Source organism: Acetatifactor aquisgranensis, assembly GCF_943193215.1.
GTDB lineage: Bacteria > Bacillota > Clostridia > Lachnospirales > Lachnospiraceae > Acetatifactor > Acetatifactor aquisgranensis.
Genome location: NZ_CALPDH010000015.1, coordinates 127,694 through 147,194, shown reverse-complemented (window position 1 = coordinate 147,194; position 19,501 = coordinate 127,694). Strand labels below are relative to the sequence as shown.

The window sequence follows — 19,501 nt, the reverse complement described above, 5'->3', positions numbered from 1 at the left end:
ATAGCAGTTTTTGTTGTTATGTCGTTGTTTGGTGTGGTAACTTAACAATACAACATATCTTCAAAAACTGCTACTTTCTTGAGGATTTAGGAGAAACTATTTTTAGAACTTGCCGCCGCGTAAGCGGCTTGGTACAATAAGTAAGTTTTGAGGTTGCATAGATAGAAAAGATGGATAATAAACAAAGGAAAATCGTAAAATCAGCGGCTGAACTCTTAATGGTTTATTCTGCCCAGTGCAGATGTTGTAATAACACATTTGACTATGCGGCGGAAACCGCGGATACAGATATGGTAAGCTGTTTTTGCAGCAGCGTCTATTCATCAAAGAAGAAACAATTAGTAATTGCCCCATTGACAGCAGAAGAATTTTATAATGGACAGGCAGGATATTTTGATAAAAGAATAAATGCAATATGCCTGGGGCATGATTACAGGCTTTTCTGTGCTGGAATTTGCCCTTACTGCGGTAAATCCGGTATACAGAGTTCAAAAAAAGGTCTCGCCATTAAAGAGTATTGCGCACACCACCCTAATACACTCATTATATACCATAATGGGACAGCCCGGATTTTAAAAGACGAATTAGAAGCAGCATATATGTAACGAAGCAATCAGTTCCGGAGGGAATGAATTTTTAAGGAAAGAGGAGTGGTAAAATGCTTATCAACAGAGAGAAAGAAACGAATGGAAAGGCGGTTACGTACTTAGACAGACTTCAGGAAAACTATCGCGATTTATTTTCTAAGCCGTTGCAAAAAGCTGAGTTTACAGAAACAGATATTAAGATGATAGAAACAGAATTGGGCTATGAGCTTCCGAAACCTTATATTGATTTTTTACAGAGTTATCAGTTGCCAAAATGTATCATGGTATCGGCATCTTTTTGCGGCGACTATGCCTGCTGTTATGAAACTTTGTTTTTCTGGACTTGGTGACAGGGGAAGTGGTTCATATTTACCATGAAGCTGTCTATGATATGAGCATTGTCGATGGTGTAGACGTGTCTGATTATGAAGAAGTCCGCGATTATTTGTCCAGCTGTATATTGTGCAAAGATTTTTATGATTTTCTGCGGCTTGTCTGCACAAAGGACATTTATAATGAAGATTGTCTGGAATTTATACTGGAGGTATAGAAATGAATGAGGAAAAGAAAATTGAATTTACACAGAAATGGATTGGGGACGCAGTAAAAAAGTTCCTGCAGAAAGAGGATATTTGCGAAAGCGACATGGAGAGAATCAGGTATATGCGTATCGGTGATTGTGACTTTGGCGGCGAATACACGATTGAAATAAGTACGGCAACGCCGCCGGAACCCTTCTGCACCACAGATGGCGGAGACGAGTGGGCAATGGGCGGCGGAGCTAATGTGACAAGCACATTCATCCAGCTTTACATAGACTATGCGAAGGAAGATCCCTTCGATTACATAGATTCGGATACAGGGGAGCGTTTTTTTCAGCTTCCGCCATATGATATATGGAAAGAATTTAAAGAGCAATATGAAAAAGCGGAAGAGGAAGAAGATGATGAAGAGGAAGAAGCAGAGGATTGGGAAAGTCCTAAGAAGAAATGGGAATCTTTCGAGAAAACCATCCTGTGCGAGACATATCGAGAGAAATTTAGCGACGACGATGCTTACGAGGAATGGCAGCGGCGGACAGATCGGGGCATTCAGCAGGATATCGGCTTGTTTACCGGGCTGGAGGTGCTGCGGCTTTACAGCGCGGAATATCAGGATATGACTTTCTTAAGAGCGATGCCCCTGCTGCGGGTGTTGGAAGTGGTAGAAAGCAGATTTGTTTCCTTGGAAGGCATAGACGACCTGGCGCGGTTGAAACAGCTTTGCTGCTGGCTGGATTAGAAATGATGGAACAGTATAGGAAGCAGGTGGTTATAAACAAAAGCCGGGAGGAGAAATAGATTTAGGACATGATCTGTATATTCAGGCAAGAATCAGGGAAAAGAGAACAGGATGGGTTATCTCCCGCGGCGATAGCGATGATTACGGCACAGAGGATGATACAGGTTTTTTTGACATATGCTGGTGGTGCGGAAGCCCGGAATGTGATGTGAGAATCAGGATGATTGAAATATGCGGCAGCCATGGAGGAGCAGATTATACAGATTCCGATCTGTTTATCCCCATTCCGCCATCAGCGCTGCGAGCCGTTTATGCGCATGTGGTAAATTGCTGCTGTTTTCCGGAGGACAAATCCTTTCGGAATCTGACGCTTGAGACGGGATGGATGCCCCCGCACGATAGAAACGCATATGAAAAAGCGAATCTGCTGAATGCGCATAAACTGCATGACCTGATTGCAACGCTTGATGAAATCAACGATGAAAATAAAGTTTTGGATGCTTGTTTTTTATATAAGGAATATATTCCTGATGAAAAAGATTTAAGGCATTTTTATGAGAATCCGTTGGCATATGAATGGGAATTCAGGATATGGAACTCTTATTAAAACGGTTTAAGAACTGAACAGCTCCATACTTTGGAGTGGGAATTATGAATCATAGCATTTTATCAATTGGTTATAGTAGGACTGTCGAATCAGATTATGTTCACCTTGGAGGATACAAAACCATGGGAAAGTAAGCTGGGCGGATGTCCTTATTTGGAAGATATAGAACAATATCCCAAGGGGACAGATGGCGGACCGATGATGTTCCTTGCACGGATCAACCTTGCCGAGATGCCGCCTCTGCCGGAATTTCCACATGAGGGACTGCTTCAGTTTTATGTAGAAAATGACGGCTCCTATGGATTGTATGGAGGATGTGTTGTAAAGCACATCTCCGAATATAAGACGGATGAAACAGCGCTTGTCAATGAAAATCCATACAGTGATGATTATGCAGAAGATTTGCCTTTTAGCGACAACTGCAAGATAACTTTTAAGCAGGAAGAGATATTTATAGGAACAGAATGTCCGGAATTTCAGGATAAATTTCAGAATATATCGAAAAAGGAAGAAAAGGCTCTTTTTGAGCTTTGCTGCGCCAGTGGAAGCCGAGTAGGAGGTTATCCGTATTTTGTCCAAAGGGCTCCTGCATATTATAAGGATAGTTCGGAATACATACTGCTTCTTCAACTGGATGTGGATGATACAAGCGGATTGATGTTTGGCGATAGCGGTAACTGTACATTTATCATATCTCGCCGAGATCTGCTGACAGGAAATTTCACCAAGGTACATTATGACTGGCAGTGCTGTTAAAGAGGGAGGCTTTTAACCGTTTGCAAGAAAAGCGTGGATTTTGTTCTGGGTTTGCGTATGTGTATGGAACATGATTATCAGAAATTTCAAAGGAGGATTCAAGTGAATTTTGAAGAAATGGAACAGCAGATTTCAGATTATGCAAAGGAGCATCATGCCATGCTGGATTACACCGCACAGAGTATTGAGGTTCTTGATGAAATCATGGAGACCTTTCACGAGAGGGTCAATCCGTGCAGCGAAGAAGAAGGTGATGAGATCCTATGAGTCTTTTCTGAAACAGATACCGCATATAGATACGACAGGGCAGACAAAAAGGTACATGGGACTGATAAAATTCAGAACAATAGGAAGGTGGGTTTACATAATGAATTATGAAAAAGAAAAGAGCAAATACGAAAAGCGCTACGAGGAGCAGATGCGGGAGTTGCTTGTTTTGACCGGGGAATATGTTGGGGGTGCGGGCAGCGTCGCAAAGGGCCTCTGGTCTCCAAGTGCAGATATTTTAGGTTATGTGGATCTGGAGACTGGAGAAACGGTGGAAAGCGAGGGCTACTTAAGCTGGCTTGCGCGTGAGGAGGACAAAGATGGATGGATTTATCATCTCAAAGACCTGACCATTTATCATATCAAATGCCGTAAAATTAAGCCGGAAAAGGTGATGAAGAATGCGCAGCCCCGCTTCTTCAATCATTTTATGCTGACGGAAGTCGTGGAACGAGGGGTAGAGAATCCGGCATTGTCAAAGCTATTGGAAAAATATAAAGAGGTTGTTGTTATTGAGGACGGAGACTGCGGAACCTTTACGTTGGAGCGGCATTTCAACTGGTTTGCGGGTACCGTTGACTGGCTGGGAGAGGACTGTCATGTGACCCTTGAATGCGATGAGGAAAATGGAACGACAGCAGACCGGGCACTGGCGCAGTTTAAGAATATTTACGCAAATCTCAAGGAATGGGATCAGAAATTCCGTGCATTTGCTTCCGAAAAGCTGACAGAACTTGCCAACGACTGGCAGGACGAAGGATACGATGACGAGGACGGCGAAGCCTTAGCCGCAATCACGGAAGAATCCTTCGCCGGGCGGATCGCAATCAGTGAATTCAGCATAGACGCAGAAGGCGATTATGAAGTCTACTATGATGATGACGATATGTTCGGGGACCATGTGATTATTGTAAGCGGCAGCGTGGACGGCGGGATGGAGGACGCCCATATCGCCGGGTAGTTCACAGTATGCAAAAGAGCCGCGCGCACGGTTCAGTAAGGATATCGTGAGGTGGCTGTCTGCCTGACCTGCCAAGCAAATTCCGACAATTCCGACTGGACATGTGAGGAAGTGACGGATTTCGACACAAGGGATACCCCGCTCTCATGAAGAATAACCTACGCCTTTTTGCCGGTGAGAACAGCTTTCGATTTTAACATTTTGGCGAATCAGGAGGAATATTGAAATGGATTTCATTCAGATAAAAATTAAAAAAGACCATTCCATAGCAAAGTATATAAGGATTATCAGAAAATTCGATCATTCTTTGCCGATTGGAACGATAAAGCAGCGAATCGATGAAAACGATTTTGTGATGGGATTTGAAATGGCAGAATTTCAGGAAGGAACGCTGGATACCATGATGGAGCGGTTATGCAGCAGCATATCCGGTTTTGATCCGGAATGGGTAACACGCTGCGTACCTGCAACAGAAGAACAGATTCGGCAGTTACAGGATATTTTTGCAGAATGCCACTATACGGTACCAACTGCCTATCTCTATTATTTATACTGCATAACGATTTCACTTGCCGTGAAACCAGACTGCATAACGCTGACTGGTTCAATCGCATGATTACATTAGGCAGTATTCAGCGTTATGCAGTATAAGAAGAATGGGGCAGAATGACGGCGGTTTGCTGGAGGATGAAGGGGATGGTGAGGTGGATATTGGTACGGTTTTAGAATTGCTGCCTGGCAAATGCGAGGATTTAGAAAAAGGTCTTTTTCAGTTTTCTGATCATTGGGCGGATGCCTGCTTTTATATGAAATTATCCAATACAGAGGATAATCCAATGGTCACAGACTGGGGAGGCGTCTATGTTACAGAAAGCTTTGAAAAATATCTGTTCCGAAAGGCGTTTCATATGTACCAGAGAGGATTTACATATACAGATTTTAGAAGTGAGTCTGTCTGCAATCACCATGAGAGAAAAAAGAAAGAAAACTGCAGGACATGTCCGTATTGCGGGGAAACAGTAGAAGAACGTATGGATTTTATCAATCAGATGGCGGAACGCTTAATGGTTTATTCTGCCCAATGCAGATGTTGTAATAACGCATTTGACTCTGAATTTTTACGGAAAGAGGTATGTTAATATGCTTATTTTTGGGAGATCATGACAGTTTTGAGCATATTTTCCCCAAGGATGAACCTTTTGAAAAACTGATTAAAGACAGCAAAGGCGCCCATCCTTTGGTAAGAGAAGGAAGAATTCTGCTGGTCGGCCTCTGGTACCAAAATAAGCAGATTTTGGAGTATACAATCCCAAAAGCCCAGATGTACCTCGCAAGAAAATACCCGAAACCGGACCTTGCGCTGGTCGCGTATATGCTGGCGCTGCATGAGCATGATGTGGCGAGGGCGAGAGAATGTCTGGAGACTGCATGCCAAATTACGCGGAGCGCTAGATTTTTCTGCTCGCCTTTCTTCAAAAAGGACAGCTCCACCGCAGGAGTAAGGGCGATTTTCCCCTCGTCCACCATCTGCAAAATCTGCGGTATCAGTTCCGTCAAACGGATAAACCTCTGCACGGTCATCCTGCCCACGCCGAAGCCCTGCGCCACTTTATCGTCCGTCCGCAACTTTGTCCCAACTTGTGACGAGGTTAAATCTGTGCGGAAACCCTGCCGCTTCATGGCTTCGGATTTCATCTTGTAGGCGAATGCCCGCTCGCTCGGCAGAATATTTTCTCTTTGGAGATTGCTGTCTACAAGTGTGATGATGGCTCGGTCACGGTCTAAGGACAGGACAAAAGCGGGGATTGTGTTTATCCCTGCAAGCTCGGAAGCACGGACACGCCGCTGTCCTGCAATGATTTCATATCCATTCCCGTCCTCTTTCGGGCGTGTAATTATCGGCGTTACAATTCCAAACTCCTTAATGCTTTCCGATAACTCTGACAGCATTTCATCCTCCACCACATGAAACGGGTTATCGGGAAACGGATATAAATCTGCGGTCTTTAATACCTTAAAATCCTGTTTCTTCATTACACATTCCTACCTTTCTTTCGCTCTGTTCCGATTGCTTTTCTGCAATTTTTCCAATATTTCTGGCGGGATTTTGGAGAGCAGCCGCCCCATCTGCTCGTTGGTTTTCTGCAACTCAAATATCCTCTGGTTAGATTTCTGTACCTTTAATTCCTGCTCGTACTTTTCATCACGCATACGCCCCGCATACTCGGATTCCTGCCCGATTCTCTCTTTCAAGCTGTCGATATACACTTGCTGTTTCCCGATTTCCTTAGAGAATTTCTCCACGTCTGGAATGCTGACAGCTTGTTGTCGGACGTAAGCGGCACAAAGCATAGGTGCATATGGGGCGTCCTCTCGTCCATGTGGACGACTGCGGAGAGGATATTCTGCTTTCCCACACGCTCCGAAATGAAGTCAAGAGCCGTCTGGAAATAGGCTTTTTGTTCTTCGGGCGGCAAGCTGTTCATAAATTCGGGCGAAGCGGTGATGAGCGTCTCCACCATCATCACGCTGTCTTTTCTTACTTTACAGCCCGCTTCTTTTACCATTTGGTTTATCTCTTTCTTATAGGTGTAACGGGGCGGCTTCACAAGATGGTAGTTATCTTTGGAGCGTCCCACGTCAATGTCTGGGTTGCTTTTATAGGCTTCTTTCTTCCGTTCGTTGTGGCGTTCACAAGCCGCAACGCCGCCTGCCTTGCGTTTCTGGAAACGCAGGATTGCATAGGGCATAGTCAATCTTCCTTTCTTCGGCGGGTAATCTGTATGCGTGACGGTCATGACGATGATGACGGTGATTTTGGGATACCCCCTATCGCCAGTCATAACCGTCACTGTCACGCCGGCATTCTTCCATCCGAAGCCGTAAGGCGCAGGATGGGGCAGGGCGTAAGCCCTGCTTTAAGGGAGTCCAGAGGGAACGTCTGGCACACGACTTTGCAGGGCAAAGTGTAGTGTGTTACACCCTGTAAACGCAGTCGGAAAAATCGGGAGATTTTTCTGACAGCAGGGGTGGCTTTACGAGCCGAAAAAGGCGAGTAATGCCCACGCCTGCACTTTGCGTTTACGGGGTGTTCTCCCGCAGGGATGACAGCGGCGGGGGTATCCAAATATTGCCGTCATCACCGTCACCGCTGTCACCCGCAGGGCATAACTGCCAATTTTACATACATCCGCTATGACGGTGACGATGGCAGGGGGTATCCCAAAATCACCGTCATCATCGTCATGACCGTCACGCATAGGGCAGAGCCGCCGATGTCACATAGGTTTAAATGTCGGTGGCAACAGCAAGGGAAATCATCCGCCCGCTGCTCCTGCGGCTGAAATCATAACGGATATGGTTTTCAAGCAGGAAGTCAAGGCGGTACTCATTCATCCACTTTGTCAAGACATTTGCCGCTGTCTCTGTTTTCCCCAAAGCGTCCAATAACTCTGTGGCAGTGCCAGTCCATTTCCCTTTGTCCTGCATGAAATTTACAATCCGAAAAAGGACGTCTGGTATCGCTTCTTTGGCAAGCTGTTCCTGCTCTTTCCTCTCCACCAGTTCCCAACTGCAATCACGGAAACGGAGCGTAAACTCCTGATAGGGCGTGTCCCTGCCCGTCACATACAGCTTTGCGGCATTGGATGCACGGCTTTCCTGTTCTACAAAGGTTGCGTCCGCACTCCCCATCAATCCCGTCGTGCCAGACACTTTGTTGAACACGTCGCTGTCATTCTGCTTTCGGATGTGGTGTACGACGATGACCGCTAATGAATGCCTGTCTGCAAAGTCTTTGATAAGGGAGATGTCCCCATAGTCACTTGCGTAGGCGTTGTCTTTGGATGCGGTGCGTACTTTCTGCAAGGTATCAATGACAATGAGCCTGCTGTCGGGGTATTCTTTCAGATAATCCTCCAACTGCACGATAAGACCGTCTGACAGCTTATCGCTCGCTACCGCAAAATGGAGCCGCCCACTCGCTTCGTCCGTCAAACGGAACAGCCTGTCTTGGATGCGGCAGAAGGTATCCTCCAAACAGAGGTAAAGCACGTCGCCCTCCTGTGTCGGCATATCCCACAAGGGGATTCCCTGCGACACGCAGAGGCATAGCTTTAACATAAGCCAGCTCTTGCCGATTTTCTGTGAGCCGCAGAACAGGGTTAAGCCCGTGGGTATCAGACCGTCCACCACAAAGGACGGCTTCTCAAGCGGCTCATAGAGGAGCGTGTCGGCGCCCACTGTCTGAAGCTTCTGCATGGGATTCCTCCTTTCGGGCGGTGTCTTTGGTTTTATTACACATAGGCGTGACCTCCTTAAAATAGATTTACTCCCACGGAAAAGAGTGAGAGTATGTAATGCCGCCATCCCCACACCGATAAAAAGTGGATTCCTTTTTCGGGCAGTAATCGTTAAGATTGGAGATACTTCCTCATTTCTTCCTTGACTTTCTCCCTTGCAACCGAAACAGATTTCTGGACAGCGGAAGCGGTGCAATGCTCCATCTCGCCGATTTGGTAAAAATTAAAATCATACTCGTAATAGAGCAGAAAACGCCGCCTTTGTATCTCTGGCAGTCGGGCAACCGCTTTGTAAAACAGTTCATTCCGTTCTTTCTCAATCATTCTTTCATCAAGGCTCTTAGGCACTCGCAAAGCACGTCTGTAAAGCGTTTCATCCCATACCCCGTTAAACTCCCTGTGCCGCTGGTTCCATTGCTGAAGGTTTCTGTTCCTGCGCTCCATCTGCCGAAATTCAATGAATAACTGCTCGGATACTTCCAGTTCGTGGTGTTCCCCCTGCCCGTCCTTAAAGCTGATAAAATACCATTTGCCGCTTTCCGTGGATTCCTCCCGAAGCGTGTATGTCTTTGCCCCGTATGCCATTTCCTTTCCTCCCGAAAAAAATTGAGCGGGAGGATTGCCCTCCCACCCAATAGCCCGTGGAAATGGTTAAATTTCCCCGAAAGGATAAAAAATAGGCTTCAATTTTTTACGGAGCCGTTCAAGGCGTTTGTAGACCGCCCTCTCGGTAAGCCCTGCCACCGCCGCAATCTCCTTTGTGGAATATCCCTGCATTTTCAGCAGGAGAATGAGCAGGGTATGCTTGTCCACCGTAAGAAGTGACTGATACAGTTTCTCGTCCTCAATCTCGTCCAGCAAGTCCGCAACGCTATTCGGCTCTGCCTGCTGTTCAGCGTCCGCCACTCCCTCAAGGTATTCGCCGAAGTCGCTCGTCCATCGGTAAAACCGCCTGTTGGAATTAAAGTCCGCCCTGTCCTCCATACGGATTTGTTCAATGCCCGCTTCATCAACGCCATGCTCACGCAGCACTTTTTCCTCGGCTTCTTTCCAGATGTGCCATTTCTTGTCCTCGCGTCCGTGGTTATATGCCATTCCTTATTTCCTCCAATCCGAATTTTTGAAAATGTAAAAATCCAGATTAGAAAGGCGGCGAACGACAGCCAACAGCGGGAACAGCCCTGCGGCACATTCCGATAAAAAACGACAAAAGAAAAACCGCAAAGGCTCTGTGACCTCTACGGTTATAGGAGATACATATTCTGTTAAGTGCAGATTCTACTTCTGGTTTCATGGTGAGAAGTAGCCTCGCATAAGCAGGGATTTTTTTAACTGGCTTCCTGCCATTCCCCGATGTGCTATGTATAGGTCAAATCTGCGTTGCTTGAGCAGATAGATTACTGCCCGAAAAAAGGACATTAAAAAACCCTCCAAACTTTAAAAACAGGTCTGGAGAGTGTCTGTTAAGTCTTTTCGGGCATAGCAATACCGCCCACCGAACCTCGTTTTTTTATTTGGTGGGCGTTTGCCTTAAAACCTTATGAAACAAAATAGAGCCAACAAACTGTGATTTTATTGCACAAGTTCATCGGCTCTGCGTCTATGCGTCTGGCTCTGTGATAACTGTTACTTTTAACTGCTGAACATTGATAATCTGCGCCCGCTTACATTTTGGACAAAAAAGCGGAAATTTATATAATTCTGTATCTTCTCTTATTTTTATTCGGGTTTTACCTTTACAACAAGGGCACATAATCCATCTATTTTTCATCTCTTCAAACTCCTTTATAAAAAACTGTATTTTTTCAACAGGGCTTTCTATAATTAGCAATCCCCACATATTGTTTGCTTATGGTATACACCACAAAAAAATAGCAAACATAAAAAAACAGGAAACATATCGCAAAACAGAAAGCAGCCCTCAAAAGAATATTGTGCATGACAATAGGCAATAGCAAATTTAATTTCAGATTTACCAATGGAATACTGAAAAGCAAAACCAAAAGTGTCATAAACATCGGCATAAGCAATTTGCCTGCAATCTGTTTTTTTACTAATTCCTTTATTTGTTTATTGCTTTTCCCAATATAAGACAATACCTTAATGCCTTTTGATTCCCGTTTTAATTCTACAATCTGCTGCAAAGACAAAACTGAAAAATATATAACAATAAAAATAAGACAAAGGCTTATTTGCAAAACTCCCATCCATTGTTGGCTATCTGTATTAAATAAATTAACACTCGGTTGAAGCATAATTACCCCGCAAGAGAAAGACATCGCTGAAAACAATAAGCATATACACAAAATAATATTAATAACAGCACTTGTTTTTAAACTTGATGTTATTTGCCCAATCATATAAAGCCGATTTTTATGATATAGAGAATTGGGCTGTTCCTGCCTTATTGCATATAAATACCCAAATAACCATTTGTAAAAAATAAAAATAGAACTCAATAAAGGAATTGCAATAATAGATAAAATTGGAAAAGCAATATATTTGGGCAAAAAAACTATCGCACATAAAAGTCCTATTAAGCATACTAAATCAATAATAAAGACGATTCCCCATTTCTTATAGGTATTACTGTTACTGATTTTTTGATTACGGTCTTTTTCGCAAATCAATTCCCTTATTTGCAATTTGTCAATAATATGCTTTTTACGAAATGCGCCAAGACATTCAACCAAACAAAAATAGAAAAATGTCTGTAAAATACTCCATCCAAAAAGTGATATATTCATTTCATTTTCTTTATGCAACACTGCGATACAAAGTGCGGCATATATACCAAATCCAATCAACACCCCTGCTATAAAGCAAGCAATCCCTATTATTAGAAATTCACACAGAAACATAAAAGACAATTTTCTTTTTTCCATTCCCAACAGTAAGTAGTTGGCAAACTCTTTTGCTCGTTGTTTCAACATGAAGGAATCAATGTATCCGACCAATATTACCAAAAGTAAAGTTATTAAAATCGGTAAAGAAATTGTTTGGAAACCAACTTGTTTCCCTACAATGGCAATACAGTTGGATACTTCCATAATTGATAATAAAATTGTCATTGTCGTAATATATAAAAGATAATTTACGATAGAACGCTTTGCATTACGAATTGATAGTTTAAAGTACATTATTTTCATCCCCCGCAATCCATGCCATTTTTTCTAAAATACTTGTGAAAAAAGCTTGCTTGCTTTCTTGCTTCCGATTCAGCACTGTTTTTATCTTTCCATCTTTCATAAACAATATTTGGTCGCAGTAACTGGCTGACAGGACATCATGTGTAACCATTAAAATTGTTGCCCCATAATCATTACGGAGCATAGTAAAAGTATCCAAGAGTTGTTTGGCAGCATTGGAATCTAAAGCTCCTGTTGGCTCATCTGCAAGTATTATGTCTGGATTTACTGAAACTGCCCTTGCACAGGCACATCGTTGTCTTTGACCACCCGATACCTCATAAGGAAATTTATTCAATATAGCGGATATATCAAGTCTTTCCGATAAATTAAGGACAATTTGTTTAATCTTATTCTTTGGGATTTCCTTTACTGTCAAAGCTAAAGCGATATTTTCATAAATTGTCAATGTTTCAAGTAAATTATATTCTTGAAAAACAAACCCCAAATGTTCCCTCCGAAACTTTGCTTTATCTATTTCAGATAAATCTACAATATCCTGTCCATTAATTTCTATCGTTCCATTTGTCGGAGTATCTATCGTTGCAATTAGATTTAGCAGAGTTGTTTTTCCAGAACCAGATGCTCCCATAATACCTACAAAACTCCCATACGGAATTTGAAAGCTGACATTATCTACGGCTAAAGTCGATGTATTTTCTGTATTATAAACTTTTGAAACATCCCGCACTTCTAATACATTCTTAGCTTCAATGCCGTCCTCTCTTAATTCCCATTTGTCATTCCCTAGCCAATTTGTGATGACTTCCAAAAGTATCTCCTCTGTTTTTTCTTTCAGATTTTCTTCTGAAATATGTTCTCCTGCTAATAATTCATTTAATGTAATCTCCAAAAGATTGCATAAAGGCATAAACAAAGATAAGTCTGGCATAGACCTACCTGTTTCCCATTTTGATACGGCTTTATCTGTAATTCCCAATTTTTCCCCCAGTTGATTCTGTGTCCATCCTTTTGCCTTACGGCAATCAGAAATGAATGCACCTATCTTTATTTGATTCATTACAAATCCTCCTTCCAACAATTTATTATACAAATTCAGCATAAAATGAACACCTACCAACGGTAGAGAAGTAAAAAAAATGCTTTTTATAGGATTCTACCAAAAGTATAGCATGCTGCAATCTGATAATTTCAAGAATTTGTCCAGAACTTGCCCTTCCCCCAAGATTGCAAGCTACCTATATATTAATTATAAATCTTCAAACAAACTCTATCAACTAAGCAAACTTAATAATAGTCTCCCGACAAGATGCGATTGACAATATCCCCGACAACCGGGAGGGAGAACAGATTATCAGCGGATATGGAGAGCAGGAATGACAATCAGCGAGGAGAATATTTATGTCAGGTAATCATGAAACCATTATTTCAGCGGGAAATTCTGTAAAAAGATTTCCAACCGGACTGCAGGAATTATATCTGGATGTGTGTGAAGACGGTCAACCGCCAATCTGTCATCAAAGGCTTACTGGACATGGAAGGGAGGAAATCGTAATGGAAAGAAATGAATTGCGTCTGCTGCTTGAGCAGGTAGCAGACGGGAAAATGCCGATTGATGCGGCCATGCTCTGGCTGAAGGAAGCCCCGTTCGAGGATCTGGGATTTGCAAAACTGGATTACCATCGGGCTACTGAAAGGCATCCTCGGCATGGCAGGCGGCACATCCAAGCCTGCAGAAGCATGGTACCGCGTCCGGAAGTCGTGGGCGGACGCTTCTTCGCAGAAAGGGGCGTTCAAGTCGCTGGATAACGCAAAGAAATGTGCGGATGAGAATCCGGGGCATTCCGTGTTTGATGAATCCGGGAAGGTGGTGTACACCAGGACGGCAGCGTTCAAGCCGTATCTGGTGCGGGTATCCATCCCTGACCTGAACATCCGGAAAGGATCCGGTACTGACCATGCAAAGACCGGGAAATATACGGGAATCGGCACCTTTACGATTGTGGAAGAAGCGGACGGCAAAGGGCATCCAAGTGGGGGCTTTTGAAATCCTACCAGGGCAAACGCAACGGATGGGTGAGCCTTGATTTTGCAGAAAGAGTGTAAAACCATGTAAGTTATAATGGACAGCCTGCAGAGCATATTTTGTTCTGTGGGCTGTTTTTTTGTTTTAATACCCCCTCAAAACGGCCTCCAAATCTCCGTATAGTGAGGAGGTGCTGACAGTGACAGGTGAACAGAAAGAAAAAATCATCCGTTTCCGCAGCATGGGGCGCGGCTATGCGGACATAGGGAAGGAGCTTGGCCTCCCAAAGGATACCGTCAAGAGCTTCTGCCGCAGGAACGGCCTCACTTCTGCGGACATCCTGGCAACAGACAATAAAGACAGATGCCGCGAATGCGGTGTGGAGATAAAGCAGCGTCCGAAGATGAAAAAGCAGGTGTTCTGCTGTAAAGCCTGCCGGGAGAAATGGTGGGCGGAACACCCGGAGCGGATTACGCAGAAGGCGGTCTATGAATTTACCTGTGCGAAATGCGGGAAGCCGTTCACTGCCTATGGGAATAAGAAAAGGAAATACTGCTCCCATGAATGCTACATAGCCGACCGGTTCGGAGGTGGCGGGAATGGATGAGAAAGAATTTGAAGCGGAAAAGCTGTATTACATTTCCATGTCCATCGCTAAATCCATGCTCGAAAAAGGCATCATCGACGAGGAAGTATTAGCCATAATTGATACAAAACTTCTGGAAATATACCGCCCGATTTCGGGTACATTACTGGCCGGAAAACCCTTGCTATAAAGCCGGTTCAGAGTGATATATGGTAAAGGCAGAAAGAACCTGCCTGGAAGGAAGTGATAAAATGGCTAAAGTAAACAGGATAGAGCCGAAAATACCGGCTCTGAAAAAGCGGCAGAAGGTGGCGGCTTACGCCCGTGTTTCTATGGAAACGGACCGCCTTGCCCATTCCCTTTCCGTGCAGGTGAGCTACTACAATGACCTGATACAGGCGAACCCGGAATGGGAATTTGCCGGGGTGTACGCAGATTTTGGGATCAGCGGCACCGGGACGGCAAAACGTGAGGAATGGGGCCGCCTCATTGCGGACTGCGAGGCAGGGAAAATCAACATTGTCCTGACCAAGAGCATATCGAGGTTTGCGAGGAACACGGTTGACCTGCTCTCCACGGTCCGGCATCTGAAGGAAATCGGCGTGGAGGTGCGGTTTGAAAAGGAGAATATCCATTCCTTTTCCGGAGACGGGGAGCTGATGCTCTCCATCCTTGCGTCCTTTGCGCAGGAGGAAGTGCGGTCGCTTTCGGAGAATTCCAAGTGGGGCATTCGCAAAACCTACCAGAACGGAACCGACAGCGTGAGGAACAAGAAAGTTCTCGGCTACCGCTACGATGGAGAGAAGTATGTAGTAAAAGAGGACGAGGCAGAGGTTGTGAGATTTATCTTTGCACAGACTGCGGCAGGAGTGGCGGCGTCGGATATCCTTGCAGAGTTGAAAAAGCGAGGGGCAAAGTCCTGGCGGGGGTATGACTTCACTTACAGTCATCTGAACACCATTTTGAAAAACGAGATTTATATCGGTGACAGGCGGCTGCAGAAATGCTATGTGGCAGACCCCATCAAGCATAACAAGGTGAAGAACAGGGGCGAGCTTCCGCAGTATTACATTTCAGAGTGCCATGAACCGATCATTGACAGGGACACTTTTGCAAAGGTTCAGGATATCCTGAAAGAACGGGCGGAGGCTGTGCCGACGTATCCATTTACGGGGAAAATAAAGTGCGGGGTATGCGGGCATCCGTTTACGAGAAAGAAGGGCAGAGTCAAGGGGAAAACTTATATCCACTGGATCTGCCGCGGGAAGAAAGAGACGGGAATGACCTGCTCCAGCGTGAACTTCGGGGAAGATGAACTGGAGGCGGTTTCGGCGCAGATCCTTGGGCTGGATGCCTTTGACGAGGAAACATTCGGGGAACAGGTCAGGGAGATTACCGTCCTGCCAGACGGCAACCTGCAGTTCCGGCTTTCGGATGGCGGCATAAAGGCTTGGAAGAACCTGCGGCTGCACCAGGCATGGCACGAGGCAACGGTTACGGACTGCTTTCAGGGGAAAATACGGTGCGCCATCTGTGGGAACACCTACCACAGAGTGAATTCCGGTGGCAGATGGGTGTACTGGTACTGCATCGGCAAGAAACGGAGCAATGTGGAATGCCACAATGTGAATTATGCGGATTTCAAGCTGCGGCGCATTTCCGCAAGCATCCTTGGGCTGGAGGAATTTGACGAGGGAGAATTTGAAAGGCAGATAAAGGACATCGTGGCGCTGGAGGACGGCAGCCTGGAATACCATTTCCGTGAAGGGAGGATGCAGACATGGCAAGGAATGTGACAACGATACCGGCCACGCGGAACCGCTTCACGGCGGACCCTATCAGCAGCCGGAAAAAGCGGAAGGTGGCAGGGTACGCCCGCGTCAGCACCGACATGGAAGACCAGCAGACCAGCTACGCCGCCCAATGCGATTATTATACATCCTACATACAGAGCTGTGAGGATTGGGAGTTTGTCGGGCTGTATTCGGATGAAGGCATCAGTGCAACTTCCACACGGCACCGCGAGGGATTCAATAAAATGGTGGAAGATGCCCTGGATGGGAAAATCGACCTCATCATTACCAAGAGCGTGTCCCGGTTTGCGAGGAACACGGTGGACAGCCTTTCCACCATCCGCAGGCTGAAGGACAATGGTACGGAGTGTTATTTTGAAAAAGAAAACATCTGGACATTCGATTCCAAAGGCGAGCTGCTGATCACCATCATGTCCTCGCTGGCGCAGGAGGAGAGCCGGAGCATTTCGGAAAACTGCACATGGGGCATGAGGAGGCGGTTCGCAGACGGCAAGGTCACGGTACCTTTTGGAAGTTTCCTCGGCTATGACCGGGGCGAGGACGGGAACCTTGTCATAAACGAGGAACAGGCGAAAATCGTGCGGGAAATCTACGGGCTTTTCCTTCAGGGCAGGTCGCCGTACCAGATAGCCAAAATCCTGACGGAAAGAGGCATACTAACGCCGGGCGGCAAAAAGGTATGGGGGAAAGCGGTGGTGGAATCCATCCTCACAAACGAGAAGTACAAGGGCGATGCGCTCCTGCAGAAGGTTTATACGGTGGATTTCCTCTCTAAAAAGAAAAAAGTGAACGAGGGCGAAGTGCCACAGTATTATGTGGAAGGAAACCACGAAGCCATCATACCGCCCGCTGTTTTCGACAACGTGCAGGTGCTGATGCAGTCACGGGGAAAAGGGAACGGCCGGAATAGCTGCGTGAGCATTTTCTCCAGTAAAATCCGCTGCGGGGACTGCGGGAGCTGGTACGCCTCCAAGCTCTGGCATTCCAACGATAAATACCGGAAGGTGGTCTGGCAGTGCAACCATAAATTTGACAGCGGGGAGAAATGCACCACGCCGCATCTGGACGAGGAAATCATCCGGCAGCTTTTCATAAAGGCACTGAACACCATCAACCGGGAGAAGACCCGCATCCTTGCAGGCTTTGAGGAAATCAGGGACACGGCATTTGAAACCGGGGAACTGGAGGCGGAGGAACGGCAGCTTAACGGGGAGATGAACGTGGCGGCAGAACTGATACAGAAATGCATCGGGGAAAACGCCCGCGTTGCACAGAACCAGGGCGAATATGCCAAACGCTACGATGCACTGGTAGGGCTGTTTGAAACGGCGAAAGCGCGGCTGGAGGAGGTGCAGGCAGCCATCACGGAGAAACAGGCGCAGCGGAAAATGATGGAGAACTTCATGGAGGTGCTGCGGGGACTGCCAGAGCAGGTGGATTACTTTGACGAGGGCGCATGGTATGCCATGGTGGATTTTGTGACGGTCTATGGCAAGGAGGATGTGCGGTTCACCTTTAAGAATGGGATGGAGATTCCAGTAAAAACCAAATAGGAAATACAGATTGCACTTCACGGGAATGTGGAGTGTTTTCTTATTTTAAAGGCGTTTTTTACATTTGAACCCCCTTTGGAGGCAAAATAAAAAAGTATAGGGAAAATAAAATTGTATCAAAATGGGCTATTAGATAGATTTGGGGAAAACAGGGACGAATTTTGAACGTGACGCATTCAAAAGGCTCATGCAGGATATACGCCTGGGCGACATTAACTGTGTGGTTGTGAAAGATTTATCCAGGTTTGGCAGGAACTATCTGGAAGCCGGAAATTATATTGAGAAAATATTCCCGTTTTTGGGAGTCCGTTTCATAGCGGTTACGGATGGGTACGATACGGGAGAAGAGGGCAATGGCACAAAGCAGATGGTATCGGAAATCAAGAATCTGGTAAATGATATGTATGCCAAAGACGCTTCCGTCAAGAGCAAGCTGTCCCTGGAACAGCGCAGGGCGGCCGGCTCCTATGTGGGGGGTCCGCCGCCTTACGGGTACGAGGCATATAGGGAGGGACGGGTCAGGAAACTGAAACCGGACAGGAATACTGCGGAGATTGTCCGTGATATTTACAGGAAATTTGTGGAGACGGAAAGCTACCAGGCTGTGGCAAATAGCTTGAATAAACGAAGAATCAACCCGCCTGCCATTTATAAGAAAACCAAAGAGGTCTGCTGTCCGGCCGAAACGGCATATAAAGGCTGGGATAAGAGCGCAGTGGAAGGTATCCTGAAAAGCGAGACTTATCTCGGCAGGCTGGTACAGGGCAGGACTTCCCTTACAGCGCGGAAAGCGGAGAGCCATATCCAAAAACCGGAAGAAGAATGGGTCAGGAAAGAAAATACCCATGAAGCCCTGGTGAGTCCGGAGCTTTATGGGCAGGCGCAGGAAATACACCGTTGTATACAGGAACGGACACGCAGCCATAACCATCCTACAGAAGGGTGCCCCATAGGGGAGAATATGTTCCAAAGTATCCTGTACTGCGGCGTATGCGGCAGGAAAATGACCCGGCACAGCCAAGTAAGGGACTATGCGGATGGGAGACGGGAGAGGAAAGACTGCTATTTCTGTCTGGACAGCACAGGAACCAAGAGGGAAACATGCCCGGTTGCCAACCATATATACGAAACGGAATTGTCGGATATCCTCCTTGTACTGCTCAGGACGGAATTCGCTGCCCGGCTGAAAAAGCCTAAAAGTTTTACCGGACAAATGGAGGATATGCTTCAGCAGAAGAGGAAAGAGCTGGAACGAAGGTTAAAGAAGACAGAAGGGCAGATTTCAGCGCTGTCGGAAGAGGAGGGAGGAAAATATATGGCATTCTGCACAGGAAAGCTGTCCCGGGAAGAGTATGCCTGTTACCGGTTCCGGAAAGAGGGACGTCTGCAGGAACTGGAAAAGCTGAGAGACCAGTGCCGGAAAGAGGCGGAAAGGCTGGATGGAGAACGCAAAGTATATCTGAAGGCTGTCCGTTCCTTAATAAAATGTAAAAGCCAGAAAGAATTGACCAGGGAGCTGGTGGAGGAATTGATTGAGAGAATCTATGTCTACCCGGGGAGACGGGCGGAGGTTGTGTTCCGTTACAGAGATATCATGAGAGGGGAGGCATGAA

At 45.8% G+C, this 19,501-nt stretch carries 21 protein-coding genes and 2 pseudogenes; 14 read left to right on the top strand and 9 right to left on the bottom strand.

The annotated features are described in order from the left end of the window. Nucleotides 1-170: 170 nt before the first annotated feature. From NFS35_RS14500 to NFS35_RS14465, 8 genes are all read left to right on the top strand, one after another. A complete protein-coding gene (locus NFS35_RS14500; protein ID WP_251207835.1) occupies nt 171-605 on the top strand; it encodes a hypothetical protein in 435 nt (144 codons plus the stop codon). 53 nt (nt 606-658) lie between these two features. After that, nucleotides 659-937 carry an SMI1/KNR4 family protein gene (locus tag NFS35_RS14495; protein WP_251207834.1) on the top strand — a complete coding sequence of 93 codons (279 nt, stop codon included), beginning with the start codon at nt 659-661 and terminating at the stop codon, nt 935-937. Nucleotides 938-1,139: 202 nt separating this feature from the next. Next, complete coding sequence (locus NFS35_RS14490) at nt 1,140-1,868, top strand: hypothetical protein (protein WP_251207833.1); 729 nt, start codon at nt 1,140-1,142, stop codon at nt 1,866-1,868. 703 nt (nt 1,869-2,571) lie between these two features. Beyond that, a complete protein-coding gene (locus tag NFS35_RS14485; RefSeq protein WP_275564689.1) occupies nt 2,572-3,231 on the top strand; it encodes a YwqG family protein in 660 nt (219 codons plus the stop codon). A gap of 102 nt (nt 3,232-3,333) precedes the next feature. Further along, nucleotides 3,334-3,498 carry a hypothetical protein gene (locus NFS35_RS14480; RefSeq protein ID WP_251207831.1) on the top strand — a complete coding sequence of 55 codons (165 nt, stop codon included), beginning with the start codon at nt 3,334-3,336 and terminating at the stop codon, nt 3,496-3,498. 100 nt (nt 3,499-3,598) lie between these two features. Further along, complete coding sequence (locus NFS35_RS14475) at nt 3,599-4,459, top strand: DUF2262 domain-containing protein (RefSeq protein WP_251207830.1); 861 nt, start codon at nt 3,599-3,601, stop codon at nt 4,457-4,459. Between the two features lie 226 nt (nt 4,460-4,685). Beyond that, nucleotides 4,686-5,075, top strand: a complete 390-nt coding sequence (locus tag NFS35_RS14470) for a hypothetical protein (RefSeq protein WP_251207829.1) — start codon at nt 4,686-4,688, stop codon at nt 5,073-5,075. A gap of 40 nt (nt 5,076-5,115) precedes the next feature. Further along, nucleotides 5,116-5,598: a hypothetical protein gene (locus NFS35_RS14465; RefSeq protein WP_251207828.1), complete on the top strand. Its 483-nt coding sequence runs from the start codon at nt 5,116-5,118 to the stop codon at nt 5,596-5,598. Nucleotides 5,599-5,617: 19 nt separating this feature from the next. On the opposite strand, the gene NFS35_RS14460 is transcribed toward NFS35_RS14465, so the two are convergent. From NFS35_RS14460 to NFS35_RS14420, 9 genes and pseudogenes are all read right to left on the bottom strand, one after another. Then, the gene (locus NFS35_RS14460) at nt 5,618-6,493 is read right to left on the bottom strand and encodes a ParB/RepB/Spo0J family partition protein (protein ID WP_330640227.1); all 876 of its coding nucleotides are present in this window, start codon (nt 6,491-6,493) and stop codon (nt 5,618-5,620) included. Between the two features lie 9 nt (nt 6,494-6,502). Beyond that, a pseudogene (gene mobV, locus NFS35_RS14455) lies at nt 6,503-7,209 on the bottom strand (MobV family relaxase). A gap of 285 nt (nt 7,210-7,494) precedes the next feature. Further along, the gene (locus tag NFS35_RS14450; protein WP_251207827.1) at nt 7,495-7,719 is read right to left on the bottom strand and encodes a hypothetical protein; all 225 of its coding nucleotides are present in this window, start codon (nt 7,717-7,719) and stop codon (nt 7,495-7,497) included. A gap of 28 nt (nt 7,720-7,747) precedes the next feature. Then, on the bottom strand, nt 7,748-8,719 hold the full coding sequence (locus tag NFS35_RS14445) for an AAA family ATPase (RefSeq protein ID WP_251207826.1): 972 nt from the start codon (nt 8,717-8,719) through the stop codon (nt 7,748-7,750). 152 nt (nt 8,720-8,871) lie between these two features. Then, nucleotides 8,872-9,345: an RNA polymerase sigma factor gene (locus NFS35_RS14440; RefSeq protein WP_251207825.1), complete on the bottom strand. Its 474-nt coding sequence runs from the start codon at nt 9,343-9,345 to the stop codon at nt 8,872-8,874. Nucleotides 9,346-9,411: 66 nt separating this feature from the next. Further along, on the bottom strand, nt 9,412-9,855 hold the full coding sequence (locus NFS35_RS14435) for a sigma factor-like helix-turn-helix DNA-binding protein (RefSeq protein ID WP_251207824.1): 444 nt from the start codon (nt 9,853-9,855) through the stop codon (nt 9,412-9,414). A 505-nt stretch (nt 9,856-10,360) separates the two neighbouring features. Further along, nucleotides 10,361-10,531 (bottom strand): cysteine-rich KTR domain-containing protein, encoded by a 171-nt coding sequence (locus NFS35_RS14430; RefSeq protein WP_251207823.1) that lies wholly within the window; start codon nt 10,529-10,531, stop codon nt 10,361-10,363. Nucleotides 10,532-10,565: 34 nt separating this feature from the next. Then, a complete protein-coding gene (locus tag NFS35_RS14425) occupies nt 10,566-11,900 on the bottom strand; it encodes an FtsX-like permease family protein (protein WP_251207822.1) in 1,335 nt (444 codons plus the stop codon). Continuing rightward, the gene (locus tag NFS35_RS14420) at nt 11,890-12,969 is read right to left on the bottom strand and encodes an ATP-binding cassette domain-containing protein (RefSeq protein ID WP_251207821.1); all 1,080 of its coding nucleotides are present in this window, start codon (nt 12,967-12,969) and stop codon (nt 11,890-11,892) included. The genes NFS35_RS14425 and NFS35_RS14420 overlap by 11 nt, the downstream gene beginning before the upstream one ends. Nucleotides 12,970-13,590: 621 nt before the next feature. Between NFS35_RS14420 and NFS35_RS29920 the strand changes: the two are divergent. The 6 genes and pseudogenes from NFS35_RS29920 to NFS35_RS14390 all read left to right on the top strand — a co-directional run. Beyond that, nucleotides 13,591-14,015: pseudogene (locus NFS35_RS29920) on the top strand (N-acetylmuramoyl-L-alanine amidase); the annotation flags it as partial. Nucleotides 14,016-14,134: 119 nt separating this feature from the next. Beyond that, nucleotides 14,135-14,542, top strand: coding sequence for an RNA polymerase subunit sigma-70 (locus tag NFS35_RS14410; protein WP_251207820.1), 408 nt, complete (start codon nt 14,135-14,137; stop codon nt 14,540-14,542). Further along, nucleotides 14,535-14,711 (top strand): SHOCT domain-containing protein, encoded by a 177-nt coding sequence (locus NFS35_RS14405; protein ID WP_251207819.1) that lies wholly within the window; start codon nt 14,535-14,537, stop codon nt 14,709-14,711. The genes NFS35_RS14410 and NFS35_RS14405 overlap by 8 nt, the downstream gene beginning before the upstream one ends. Before the next feature lie 61 nt (nt 14,712-14,772). Beyond that, entirely contained in the window at nt 14,773-16,317 is a 1,545-nt protein-coding gene (locus NFS35_RS14400) for a recombinase family protein (RefSeq protein WP_251207818.1), read from the top strand. Further along, nucleotides 16,302-17,888, top strand: coding sequence for a recombinase family protein (locus NFS35_RS14395; RefSeq protein WP_251207817.1), 1,587 nt, complete (start codon nt 16,302-16,304; stop codon nt 17,886-17,888). Before NFS35_RS14400 ends, NFS35_RS14395 begins: the two co-directional genes overlap by 16 nt. A 139-nt stretch (nt 17,889-18,027) precedes the next feature. Beyond that, nucleotides 18,028-19,500: a recombinase family protein gene (locus NFS35_RS14390; protein WP_251207816.1), complete on the top strand. Its 1,473-nt coding sequence runs from the start codon at nt 18,028-18,030 to the stop codon at nt 19,498-19,500. Nucleotide 19,501: the final 1 nt, after the last annotated feature.